Here is a 12,105-nt window from a genome sequence, read left to right as displayed (position 1 = left end):
AATGGATGTTTGGATTACTCTGGTAGTGGTATTGCTCACCCTGTCAGTACTGGCCTTTGTCACCAGCCAAAAAGCGCAGGATACCCGGCCCATGTTCTTATGGGGGTTTAACTCAATGGGCCCGGTCGCGCTGGTATATTGCTACTTTGGCGAGGGAGATATATCGCATAAAGCACTGATTATAATATTTATTGTAATTTACCTGCTGCGCATGAATATCGTACTCACTCGCTGGTATGATAATACTGCCGCGTCGAAACTCAAGAACGTGATGCCCATTCGACAGGTACCGCTATTAGCGGTAATGATGGTCAATATCTTCGGTTGGTTATATTGCCTGCCCTTTTACTGGGCCAGTCAATTACAAGGGCCATTGGGAACACTGCAATGGCTGGCCATCGGTGTTTATTGTCTCGGCACCCTATATCATTTCGGTAGTGATTACCAAAAGCGACGTTTCAAACAGGACCCAAGCAATAAGGGGAAAATTCTCGACACCGGCTTTTGGGCAACGGCACGGCACCCTAATTACTTCGGTGACTTTTTGATCTTCACCAGCTTTGGGCTGCTGGCTGGCAATGTATTTGGCATCATCGCGCCACTGACCAATCTGATTCAGTATTTTGCCGATGCGATCCCTAAAAGCGAAAAGATGGCCGAGCAGCGTTATGGTGACGCCTGGCTCGAATATAAACGCAAAGTAAAATGTTTTATTCCGTTCATCTTTTAGCTACCGCACCCCAACGGCAGACCGGGGGTTGGCCACCCCTCTTCTGATACCTTCGGTCATAAGGCCAACTTTAGACAGCCGGCGTTAACCGCGACCATAGTCAAGTGACTGGCTCGGGTTGACAGGATAAACGAGAGTCTGGCGCGGCATTATCCGCAAGTGTCGGCATCACGATTATGACGATATCTCATATTCATTATCCACCGACGTATGGCTAGCGGGTAATGACGGCTATTTTGGTGCAAAGCCAGCGAGGGAAGATAGGGGTAAAAAGTGAAGCTCTCAGCGCAACATAGGATAATGTACACGCATGAAGCCAATGGCCCATGCCATACTGGGCAGCATACTGAAAGTCCATAAAACAAAAAACCCCACGCTCAAAGAGCGCGGGGTCAAAATATATGGCGGAGGAGCAGAGATTCGAACTCTGGAACGGTTTCCCGTCGACGGTTTTCAAGACCGTTGCCTTCAGCCACTCGGCCACCCCTCCGCAACGAGCCGAACTATAAACAGAGCCAATCGGCTTGTAAAGCCCATTGCCGTTCAACCGAACGAAAAAACAGCATTCGGTGAGCAAACGTTGAAGAAACCGCCAACGGCAGCTCAGGGTTGCAGCAATGATAACTAACGGTAAAGATTGGTAAACAAACTTTAATCAAACGCTTGCGCTGCCTATCATCGGAACTAATTTTGTGATGACCTGATAAGAGAGATCATTATGGACCGTATTGTCGTCTCATCCTCCTCGCGCGACTCGTTGCTCAGCACGCATAAAGTTCTGCGCAATACCTACTTCCTGCTTTCGTTAACGCTGGCGTTCTCCGCGCTGACCGCGACCGCCAGCACTATGCTGGGGCTGCCGGCTCCGGGCCTGTTGCTGATGCTGGTCGGGTTCTATGGCCTGATGTTCCTGACCCACAAACTGGCGAACAGCCCGGCAGGCATTCTGGCGGCGTTCGCGCTGACCGGTTTTATGGGTTACGCACTGGGCCCAATCCTCAGTTCGTTCATTAATACCGGGGCCGGCGACCTGATCATGCTGGCACTGGGTGGCACCGCCGTGGTGTTCTTCTGCTGTTCGGCTTATGTGCTGACCACGCGCAAGGACATGTCATTCCTGTCCGGGATGATGATGGCTGGCTTTGTGGTGCTGCTGGTTGCGGTAATCGCTAATCTGTTCCTGCAAATTCCTGCCCTGCATCTGGCGATCAGTGCGCTGTTCATCCTGTTCTCCGCCGGCGCAATCCTGTGGGAAACCAGCAATATCATCCACGGCGGCGAAACCAACTACATCCGCGCTACCGTCAGCCTGTACGTATCGCTGTACAACATGTTCATCAGCCTGTTAAGCATTCTGGGCTTCGCGCGCAGCAACTGATTGAACGCTCGGTAAACGCTAAAACCCCGCCTCGGCGGGGTTTTGTTTTTTGCGACAACCAAAAATTTGTTAAACTGGCGACCGTTCTGAATCATTCGTTATCGAGGCAGTATGTTGGAGTTTGAAGGCCAGATTATTGAAACTGATGCGCAAGGTTACCTGAAAAACAGCGCAGACTGGCATGAGGGCCTGGCCCCGCTGCTGGCCGCACAGGAAGAAATAACACTGAGCGAGGCGCATTGGGAAGTGGTGCGCTTTGTGCGCAACTTTTACCAGGAATTTAATACATCACCGGCGATCCGTATGCTGGTGAAAGCTATGGCGCAGAAATACGGTGAGGAAAAAGGCAACAGTCGTTACCTGTATCGCCTGTTTCCAAAAGGCCCGGCCAAACAGGCAACCAAAATCGCCGGCCTGCCAAAACCGGTAAAATGCATCTGAACGCTAATAGCGAATGCTGAAACCTGGGAAATCGGTCGTGCCGCGGGGTTCGACCAAAACGCGATCGACACGTGCACTGCGCGGGCCACCGTTCTTCAGCCATTCCACCAGCTTATCCACCTGCGGTTGCTCGCCGCAGGCCACCACTTCGACGCTGCCGTCGTCAAGATTGCGCGCATAACCGCTTAACCCCAACGCCGTCGCCTGATGCTGGGCGTTATAGCGAAACCCCACCCCTTGCACCACGCCATAGACATACGCAGCAATGCAAACTTGTGTCATAATCCGCTCCTTATCAACTTTCGTGTATGGTATTGCCTGTGCGCCGCACGGCAATGTCACTCTTTTTACCTAGCTGGCAGCATTCTTAATTATGACCGTACGCCTGTATCTCGCCAAAGGACGTGAAAAGTCCTTACTTCGTCGCCACCCGTGGGTATTCTCCGGTGCCGTTCAACGTATTGAGGGTAAAGCGCTTTCCGGCGAAACCATTGATATTCACGACGCCCAGGGCAAATGGTTGGCGCGCGGCGCCTACTCGCCGGAGTCCCAAATCCGCGCCCGTGTCTGGACCTTCCAGCAGGACGAAGAGATTAACATCGATTTCTTCATTCGCCGTTTACAACAGGCACAAAACTGGCGTGATTGGGTAGCGAAACGTGATGGACTGGACAGCTATCGTCTGATTGCCGGCGAATCTGACGGTATGCCAGGCGTGACCATCGATCGCTTCCAGAATTTCCTGGTCCTGCAATTGCTGTCCGCCGGTGCCGAATACCAACGCGCGGCGCTGATTAGCGCCTTGCAGCATTGCTATCCGGAATGTGCAATCTACGATCGTTCAGACGTAGCGGTGCGCAAAAAAGAAGGTTTGCCGTTGGCTCAGGGGCCGGTGCTGGGCGATCTTCCCCCTGCTCTGCTGCCCATTACCGAGCATGGCATGAAGCTGTTGGTGGATATCCAACAAGGCCACAAGACCGGCTTTTACCTCGATCAGCGCGACAGTCGCCTGGCTGCACGTAATTACTCTGCCGGCCGCCGCGTACTCAACTGCTTCTCCTACACCGGCGCCTTCGCTGTTTCGGCCCTGATGGGCGGCTGTTCACAGGTGATCAGCGTAGATACATCACAGGCAGCGTTGGATATCGCTAAACAGAACGTCGAACTGAATCAGTTGGACCTGAGCAAAGCGGAGTTTGTACGCGATGATGTGTTCCAGTTGCTACGCGCCTACCGCACGCAAGGTGAAAAATTCGACCTGATCATCATGGATCCGCCGAAGTTCGTCGAAAACAAAAACCAACTGGCCAGCGCCTGTCGCGGCTATAAAGATATCAATATGCTGGCGTTGCAGTTGCTGAATCCGGGCGGCATTTTGCTCAGCTTCTCCTGCTCCGGCCTGATGCCTACCGATTTATTCCAGAAAATTTTGGCCGACGCCGCTGTAGATGCCGGGCGTGATGTACAATTTATAGAGCAGTACCGTCAGGCTGCCGATCACCCGGTTATCGCAACTTATCCTGAAGGGTTGTACTTGAAAGGCTTTGCGTGCCGGGTGATGTAACTTGAAATACGCTGCTTTGCCCTCATATAGAGAGCAAAGCACTGTTTCTCAGGAGGTCATCATGATTGCCAGCAAATTCGGTATCGGACAACAGGTTAGACATAAGTTGCTGGGGTATTTGGGGGTGATTATCGATATTGATCCTGAATACTCCCTCGAGCAGCCCAAAGCTGATGAGATAGCGGCGAATACCGATCTACGGTTCGCCCCTTGGTACCACGTAGTGATGGAAGACGAAGAAGGCCAACCTGTACACACTTATCTGGCGGAAGCACAGCTGGATGGAGAAGCCCAGGACGCCCACCCCGAACAACCATCGCTGGATGAACTGGCGGAATCCATCCGCCACCAGTTACAAGCACCACGTCTGCGCAACTGACGCGTAACCATGGCCTGAGAAACTCGCCTTAAAAGCCTGGCACTATGCCAGGCTTTTATTTTACTCAGCGCTCAAGGCCCAAACGCGGGATTTCGATTTTAGGGCAACGATCCATCACCACCTTAAGCCCCGCTTCGTTTGCCAATGCCTCTGCCTGTTCATTAATCACACCGATTTGCAGCCACAACGCCTTGGCACCGATGGCAATAGCCTCTTGAGCCACCGCGTATGCAGCCTCTGAATTACGGAATACGTCAACTATATCAATCGAATGCGGAATGTCCGCCAGCTTCGCATAAACCTGCTGGCCCAGCAACGTCTGCCCCGCCAGCTTGGGGCTAACCGGTGTTACCTGATACCCCTGCGAAAGCAAATAGGCCATCACGCCAAAGCTGGCGCGCGCCGGATTATCACTGGCACCCACCAGCGCAATGGTTTTCGTCTGTTGCAGCAGGCTGGCAATCTCGTTGTCTTGCATTTTCCGCTCCCAAAAGTTGACAGGGACTTCCCTATGTTGAGTGTAACTCATTGACCTTGAATCAGCTAAACGCAAGCCCCCGGAAACTCCCTGCCACTTTTGCGGTCTGATGCTGTCGCTGCTAACATTCACTTGCACTTGGCGAATAATGTCAAAATGAATACAAATGTGTATATTTGTAAACAATAGCGCAATCCTGAAAAACTTTGACACAATCCATGGCGTGTTCAACACTAATAACGATGCCACTTATAAGGAGATAACGATGAAATTTGGTCTGATGGTTGCGGGGCTGCTCAGTGTCAGTATCAGCATGCCTGCCGTAGCTACGACCCTGAGACTCTCCCCTGATATCGACCTGCTCGTGGTCGACGGCAAGAAAATGACGGGATCGTTGTTAAAAGGCGCCGACAGCCTGGAGCTGGATGGTGGGCAACATCAGTTGCTGTTTAAAGTCGTCAAGCCCGTTCGTTCGAGCCAGCATGAGGTAACGGCCTATGCCTCACCACCGCTTATTGCCACCTTCAATACGCAGAATGTCAGCTCCGTAGCCATCGAGTTGCCGCGCATTGAGAATGTGCGTGATGGCCAGAGATTTGATAAAACGCTTAATTATCAGGTTATCGATAATAAAGGTAACGCGCTGGCGATGAGACACGACGTGCTGCACCCCGATGGCGTGACGCTCAATGTTGATCTGGAAAAACTGATGGCAGATTACAACAGCCAGAATCGCCCGGCCTCGGTGCCGTCCTTTGTGCAGGTTCGTACCGGCGCGTCGTCCTCCCCGCTGGGCAACGTGGCGTTAAGCTCCCCCACGGTGACGTTGAAGGGTGAGAACGTTTCCGAACAAATGCTGCAATATTGGTTTCAGCAAGCGGATAAAGACACCCAGAAACGCTTCCTGCAGTGGGCCAATAAACAACCCACCCATTAAAATGATCGGCGTCTTTTACGCAAAGGCGCGCTTTCTTCGCATTTTCCGGTGTAAACGCTAGGCAGTGAAAAACAGTTTCAGTAATCTGTCGCACATCCCCCCGATTAGCGAAGGACATCGAGATGGAATTTACCACCCGCACTATCGCCGCGCGCAAACACATTGCGCTGGTGGCGCACGATCATCGCAAGCAAGCCCTGCTCAAATGGGTTGAAGACAATAAGTCCGTCCTGGAACAGCACCAGCTTTACGCCACCGGTACTACCGGCAACCTGATTCAACGGGCTACAGGCATTCCGGTACAAAGCATGCTGAGCGGCCCGATGGGCGGCGACCAGCAGGTCGGCGCATTGATTGCGGAAGGCAAGATCGATATGCTTATTTTCTTCTGGGATCCGCTGAATGCGGTACCACACGATCCGGATGTAAAAGCCTTGCTGCGCCTGGCGACAGTATGGAATATTCCCGTCGCCACCAACCGCTCCACCGCAGATTTCCTGATCGATTCCTCGCTGTTTAAAAACGAAGTGGAAATCGCCATTCCGGATTATCAACGTTATTTGCAGGATCGCCTGAAGTAGTGATTGCGGCCTGGCAAAAACCAGGCCCTAAGCTTAAGGTTTTTTCTGCAGCGGCACGCCGAGATCCTGCAAATGCTCAACGAACACCGAGGGGCGTTCGCGATCCTGCAATAGCCAGACCTGATGTTTGGCGCGTGTCAGCGCCACATACAACAACCGTCGCTCCTCAGCATCCGGGAAATCTTCGGGTTGTGGTAACAGGACATCCTCCAGCACCGACTCGCGCGCTACCGCAGGAAAACCATCGCTGCCCTCGTGCAAACCGGCGATGATCACATATTCCGCTTGCTGCCCTTTACTGGCGTGAATAGTCATAAACTCGAGGGTCAGTTTTGGCCACCGGGTCGCCGCTTTCGACAGCACTTCCGGTTTCAGATGGTGATAACGCGCCAGCACCAGAATGCGCTCATCCGGCTTGGCGTAACCGCTCAGTTTATCGAGCAGGTTCTCCAGCTGTTCATGCGGTAAAATTACCACCGATTTCTTGTTGCCCTTACTCAGGCTATTCAACGGTTTCTTCAACTGATGCGGGTTCTGCTGCACAAAGCGGTTTGCCACCTCGCCGATACGATCATTGAAGCGATAAGTGGTATCGAGCGCGCACTGAGCGCCTTCACCAAAGTTTTCGGCAAACGCCGTGGTAAGCGTCAACTCTGCACCGCTAAAGCGGTAAATAGCCTGCCAGTCATCACCGACCGCGAACAGGCAGGTCTGCTTATTCTGCTTGCGCAGCGCTGCCAGCAACTGTGCACGTTGCGGCGAGATATCCTGGAACTCATCCACCAGGATGTGCTTCCACGGGCTGACAAAGCGCCCTTTTTCCAGAATATGGACCGCCTGATGAATAAGGCCGGAAAAATCTACCGCCCCCTCATCTTTAAGTGCGCTCTTCCAGGCTTTCAACAGCGGCGCCATCAGCCGGATGCGTTTTGAAAACAGGTCACGGATCCCTTCATCCGCCTGTTCGATCATTTCCGCCTGGCTGCCGCCGTGCATCCTCATCAGCCCCAGCCAACGTTCTAGCCTGCCTGCCAGCCGCTCGGCCAGGCGTTTATCCTGCCAGAAGTCGCCTTCGGGCACGTCCCACTCCAGCTCCTCAATCAACCACTGACGCCACCCTTTGGCCTGCGCCTTTTTCTCTGCGCACTGTTGCTGCCAATGGGTAATCAACAACGTACGCCGGGCTTTGCTGTCGGTTTCCAACTTGCTGATTGCCGGCACTTTACGGTTGCCCTGCTGAATGATCTGCAGCGCCAGCGCGTGGAAGGTTTTGGCTTGAATCGCCACGCTGCCCAAACGCTCCTGAATGCGCTCATTCATCTCTTCCGCCGCCTGGCGACCAAACGCCAGCAGCAGTATCTGCCCGGGTTCAGCCTCCTGACGGCGCAACAACCAGCCGGCTCGCGCCACCAGCACCGAGGTTTTGCCGCTGCCGGCGCCAGCCAGAACCAGTACCGCGTCTTCGCCATTTACCACGGCACGGCTTTGCGAGTCATTCAACGGCGAACTTTCGATAGTCTGGAAGAAATCGTGATACGTCTCCAGCATGCGTTCTGTCCACTGCTGATTACGCAGCCCCACACTGCGCAGCCCATGCTGCAACCACTGCAGACACAGCTGGTAGTCATCCCGACAGTTGTCGAACTCATCGAGCCGCGCTACCGGCATTGGCAAGGCGCCAAAAGACTGCCGGATCTGCTGCTGCAATTTGCCCAGTTCTGACTTTTTGAACCATTTATCCTGCTGTTCAATACGCTGGATATGTTCTACCTGCTGCTGTAAAACGCCGGAGCTGACGTCACTCATCTCGGTGCTCCATTGCTGCCAGGCCTGTTGCAGGTAGTGGTAGAAACGCTGAGTTTCTTGCCATTCGGTACCGTGTAGGCGTACCACTTTCTCATCGGGCAGCTCAAATTCCAGCTCACCCCAGACGATGCCACGTTTACATCGGACCTTAATCAACTGATTGAAAGGGATAAGATATTCGTGTTTCTCACCGCTCACCTCAACCCCGGCGTGCAGCAACCGCACGCGGTTGTAAGGATGCTGAGCCAGGTGTTTCCCCAGCGATGTCGCTTTAAGTTCCATATCGGCGCGCCATGACTATGTTGAGATTAAATAACGGATATCTGCCAGTTTACCTGTGATAAGCAGTGGCACTCTAGCGCTAAAAAAAGGGTAGAATAGATTTTGCGTTTTGATACCAAACGCAACCGCTTCGCGGTTTGGCCATCATTAGAGCAGAATGACGACTATGCGTACTGTACTGAATATTCTTAATTTTGTGTTGGGCGGTTTTTTCACTACCTTTGGCTGGCTGATCGCAACGGTATTCAGCGTCATACTGATTGTTACCCTGCCTCTGACCCGCTCGTGCTGGGAGATCACCAAATTATCGTTTCTGCCTTTCGGCAACGAAGCCATTCACGTGAATGAGCTGTATCCGGAAAAAAGCAACGCGCTGCTTTCCGCCAGCGGTTCACTGCTGAATATTGTCTGGTTGGTGCTCTTCGGTTGGTGGTTGTGCCTGTCCCATATCGCCGCAGGCATTGTGCAGTGCGTGTCGATTATTGGCATTCCGGTTGGTATTGCCAATTTCAAGATCGCCGCCATCGCACTGTGGCCGGTGGGTCGCCGCGTGGTATCGGTTGAGATGGCTCAGCAGGCCAGAACTGAAAATGCCCGGCGTCAGTACCAACAGCGTTAATTTTTTCTCCGTCTGAGGAGTTTTTCGTGCTCTCTTTTGCACCCGCAATACGCCGTTATGCCTACAACAGCAATTTGCTTTATAACCTGCGTATTTTTATTGCGCTGGCCGGCGCGGCCTCTGTCCCTTGGTGGCTGGCCATTCCCAAACTCACTATTCCCCTGACTCTGGGAGTGGTAGCGGCGGCGTTGACGGATTTGGATGACCGCCTGAGCGGCAGGCTGCGTAACCTGCTGATCACGCTAGTGTGTTTTTTTATAGCCTCCGCCTCCATTGAGCTGCTGTTTCCTTATCCATGGTTATTCGCCCTCGGTCTGACTACCTCGACCTGCGGCTTTATCTTACTGGGGGCATTGGGGCAGCGCTACGCCACCATTGCGTTTGGCGCCTTGCTGATCGCAGTTTACACCATGCTTGGCACCTCAATGTATGACGCCTGGTATCAGCAACCGATACTGCTGATCATTGGCGCCCTGTGGTACAACCTCCTGACGCTGATTGGTCATCTGATTTTTCCTATTCGCCCATTACAGGAAAATTTGGCGCGCTGCTATGATCGGTTGGCAAATTATCTGGATGCCAAGGCCAACCTGTTTGACCCCGATGCCGAACATGCTGCGGACCTGCCGTGGGTGGATGTGGCAATGGCCAACAGCACGCTGGTGACGACTCTCAACCAGACCAAAGTCTCATTGCTGACGCGGCTTAAAGGCGACCGCGGTCAGCGCGGTACGCGTCGTACCCTGCATTATTATTTTGTAGCGCAGGATATTCATGAGCGTGCCAGCTCCGCTCATGTTCAATATCAGGCCCTAAGCCGACAATTTCGTCATAGCGATATCCTGTTTCGTTTCCAGCGCTTGCTCAGCATGCAAGCGCGCGCCTGCCAGCAGTTGGCGCAGTCGATCCTGCTGCGGCAAAAATACCAGCACAACCTGCGTTTTGAGCCGGCTTTCAGCCGCATTGATGAAGCTCTGGCCCGCGTGGCCGTCACCCAGGAAAATCGTGAGCTGACCAAAGCGCTATCGCACCTGTTGAAAAATTTGCGCGCGATTGATGCGCAGTTGGCGAATATCGAATCCGAACAGGCGCTGGCCGACGGCCAGACGGAAGAGAACAGTCTGTCAGATGACCGGCTCACTGGCTGGAGCGACATCCGCCTGCGCATTAGCCGCCATCTGACGCCCCAATCAGCCTTATTCCGCCATGCTATTCGCATGTCTGTGGTGCTGTGCATCGGCTATGCTTTTATTCAGTTTACCGGCATGCAGCACGGTTACTGGATCCTGCTGACCAGCCTGTTTGTTTGCCAGCCCAATTACAATGCCACGCGCCGCAGGCTGGCGCTGCGTATCATAGGTACGCTTGCCGGTATTCTTATCGGCCTGCCGATCCTCTATTTTGTCCCTTCGCAGGAAGGCCAGATGGTGTTAATCGTCATTGCCGGCGTCCTGTTTTTTGCTTTTCGTACCGTGCAGTACGCGCACGCAACCATGTTTATCACCCTGCTCGTACTGCTGTGCTTTAACCTGCTGGGTGAGGGCTTTGAAGTGGCTGCGCCACGCGTCTACGACACCCTTTTGGGATGCGCCATCGCTTGGGCAGCCGTGAGTTTTATCTGGCCAGATTGGCATTTTCGCCAATTGGCGGCCGTGGTGAGCAAAACGTTGAATGCCAACTGCCGCTATCTGGATGCGATTTTGGTGCAATACCATCAGGGTAAGGATAACGGTTTGCCGTACCGTATCGCCCGCAGGGATGCACACAACAGCGACGCAGAGTTGGCCTCGGTGATTTCAAACATGTCGGCCGATCCAAAGGCCGACAAGGTGGTTCAGGATGCCGCTTTTCGCCTGCTGTGCCTGAACCACACCTTGTTGAGTTATATCTCCGCATTGGGCGCACACCGCGAACACATGAACAATCCCGCAACGCTGAAATTGCTGAATGATGCCGTATGCTATGTCGATGGTGCCTTGCATCAGGAAGAACAAGACGGCCGACGCATCGCTCAAGCGTTAGAAAGCCTTGCCGAGCGCATCCAACTCGCGGCTCCAGAACCAGAAAGCAAAGAGCAACTGGTATTACAGCAGATAGGGCTGGTCATTGATCTGCTGCCGGAGCTCATGACGTTAAAAGAGCAGATAGCGAAATCGGCATGATCACGCGAGATCTTTCATCAAGTCCTTGATTCCTGGCGTATGCCCATGACTAAGCAGGACCATGGTATGTTCGAACCACTCGGTTAGCTCACTGCGCAGGGCCAGGGGCAAGGCGGCATGGTGATAACCGGCAATCGCCCCGCCTAAGGAAAGCAGCACTCGCAATCCTAAATTGCGTTGCTGCTGCAACAACCGTAGATAGCTGCGTTTGGCGCCATTCAAGCGCAAATCATAGACATTGCGAATACCGGCCCGCCACAGCAAACGCTCCATGTTGATATCGATGTTCGGTAACGTTCTCAGCCGACCATGCGTATCCATTTTGACCTGAAGTTCCAGGCGGGCCTCCCGGATGGCCTGCCGCGCCAATCCAACAAGCTCATCCTGCGCCCGCCACAGAGATTCATCGACCCAGTAATAACGCAGGGTGATTGGGACGCCCCGTTTGGAGTAAACCATATTGACCATTCCACGGGCGCGGAAAGCAGGCTCCAGGCTATCCGTCGCTCGAAGATAGAGCTCGTCTTCCGCTATCACCCCAAACATGACGCCATCAGCCAGCAGCCCATAACCGCCAAACTGCGAGCGCGTAGTAATGCTCCCTAATGCGTAGAAACACGCTTTGGCCTGTTTGACCCTTCCTGTAGATATCCCTTTCATGAAGCTTCTCCTTGTGTAGGTTCTAATTGTATTATTTCTCACATCAATGAAATAAAAGTAACGTGAACAAGTAATTAGAAAAATACGC

The 12,105-nt window shown here is 53.2% G+C and carries 13 protein-coding genes and 1 tRNA gene; 9 read left to right on the top strand and 5 right to left on the bottom strand.

From position 1 onward, the window contains the following. Position 1: 1 nt before the first annotated feature. Positions 2–730 carry a DUF1295 domain-containing protein gene (locus SERAS12_RS08750; protein WP_013812343.1) on the top strand — a complete coding sequence of 243 codons (729 nt, stop codon included), beginning with the start codon at positions 2–4 and terminating at the stop codon, positions 728–730. Positions 731–1,132: 402 nt separating this feature from the next. On the opposite strand, the gene SERAS12_RS08745 is transcribed toward SERAS12_RS08750, so the two are convergent. Further along, positions 1,133–1,220, bottom strand: a tRNA-Ser gene (locus tag SERAS12_RS08745). A gap of 228 nt (positions 1,221–1,448) precedes the next feature. Here SERAS12_RS08745 and yccA point away from each other — a divergent pair. Both yccA and tusE read left to right on the top strand, forming a co-directional pair. Next, positions 1,449–2,108, top strand: a complete 660-nt coding sequence (gene yccA, locus SERAS12_RS08740; RefSeq protein WP_004942825.1) for an FtsH protease modulator YccA — start codon at positions 1,449–1,451, stop codon at positions 2,106–2,108. A gap of 111 nt (positions 2,109–2,219) precedes the next feature. Beyond that, positions 2,220–2,549, top strand: a complete 330-nt coding sequence (gene tusE, locus SERAS12_RS08735) for a sulfurtransferase TusE (RefSeq protein ID WP_004942823.1) — start codon at positions 2,220–2,222, stop codon at positions 2,547–2,549. A gap of 3 nt (positions 2,550–2,552) precedes the next feature. Here the strand turns inward: tusE and yccX are convergent, their stop codons facing one another. Beyond that, complete coding sequence (gene yccX / locus SERAS12_RS08730; RefSeq protein WP_013812342.1) at positions 2,553–2,831, bottom strand: acylphosphatase; 279 nt, start codon at positions 2,829–2,831, stop codon at positions 2,553–2,555. 91 nt (positions 2,832–2,922) lie between these two features. On the opposite strand from yccX, the gene rlmI reads away from it, so the two are divergent. Further along, positions 2,923–4,113 (top strand): 23S rRNA (cytosine(1962)-C(5))-methyltransferase RlmI, encoded by a 1,191-nt coding sequence (gene rlmI, locus SERAS12_RS08725; RefSeq protein ID WP_013812341.1) that lies wholly within the window; start codon positions 2,923–2,925, stop codon positions 4,111–4,113. A gap of 61 nt (positions 4,114–4,174) precedes the next feature. Beyond that, positions 4,175–4,492 (top strand): heat shock protein HspQ, encoded by a 318-nt coding sequence (gene hspQ, locus SERAS12_RS08720; protein WP_004942817.1) that lies wholly within the window; start codon positions 4,175–4,177, stop codon positions 4,490–4,492. A gap of 64 nt (positions 4,493–4,556) precedes the next feature. Here hspQ and SERAS12_RS08715 read toward each other — a convergent pair whose 3' ends face one another. After that, positions 4,557–4,970 (bottom strand): CoA-binding protein, encoded by a 414-nt coding sequence (locus SERAS12_RS08715; RefSeq protein ID WP_013812340.1) that lies wholly within the window; start codon positions 4,968–4,970, stop codon positions 4,557–4,559. Positions 4,971–5,235: 265 nt separating this feature from the next. Here SERAS12_RS08715 and SERAS12_RS08710 point away from each other — a divergent pair, with 265 nt between their 5' ends. Together SERAS12_RS08710 and SERAS12_RS08705 are read left to right on the top strand one after the other, a co-directional pair. Further along, positions 5,236–5,907 (top strand): DUF2057 family protein, encoded by a 672-nt coding sequence (locus SERAS12_RS08710; protein WP_013812339.1) that lies wholly within the window; start codon positions 5,236–5,238, stop codon positions 5,905–5,907. Positions 5,908–6,029: 122 nt separating this feature from the next. After that, on the top strand, positions 6,030–6,488 hold the full coding sequence (locus SERAS12_RS08705) for a methylglyoxal synthase (protein WP_013812338.1): 459 nt from the start codon (positions 6,030–6,032) through the stop codon (positions 6,486–6,488). A 33-nt stretch (positions 6,489–6,521) separates the two neighbouring features. On the opposite strand, the gene helD is transcribed toward SERAS12_RS08705, so the two are convergent. Beyond that, entirely contained in the window at positions 6,522–8,576 is a 2,055-nt protein-coding gene (gene helD, locus SERAS12_RS08700) for a DNA helicase IV (protein ID WP_013812337.1), read from the bottom strand. A gap of 166 nt (positions 8,577–8,742) precedes the next feature. Here helD and SERAS12_RS08695 point away from each other — a divergent pair, with 166 nt between their 5' ends. Both SERAS12_RS08695 and yccS read left to right on the top strand, forming a co-directional pair. Continuing rightward, positions 8,743–9,195, top strand: coding sequence for a YccF domain-containing protein (locus SERAS12_RS08695; protein ID WP_013812336.1), 453 nt, complete (start codon positions 8,743–8,745; stop codon positions 9,193–9,195). Between the two features lie 26 nt (positions 9,196–9,221). Next, positions 9,222–11,357: a YccS family putative transporter gene (gene yccS, locus SERAS12_RS08690; RefSeq protein WP_013812335.1), complete on the top strand. Its 2,136-nt coding sequence runs from the start codon at positions 9,222–9,224 to the stop codon at positions 11,355–11,357. Here the strand turns inward: yccS and SERAS12_RS08685 are convergent, their stop codons facing one another. Further along, positions 11,358–12,017 (bottom strand): TfoX/Sxy family DNA transformation protein, encoded by a 660-nt coding sequence (locus SERAS12_RS08685; protein WP_013812334.1) that lies wholly within the window; start codon positions 12,015–12,017, stop codon positions 11,358–11,360. Positions 12,018–12,105 lie beyond the last annotated feature (88 nt).

The sequence above is a fragment of the Serratia sp. AS12 genome, from assembly GCF_000214195.1.
GTDB lineage: Bacteria > Pseudomonadota > Gammaproteobacteria > Enterobacterales > Enterobacteriaceae > Serratia > Serratia plymuthica.
The sequence above is the reverse complement of the archived record's forward strand: the minus strand, read 5'-3'. Positions and strand labels throughout refer to the sequence as shown.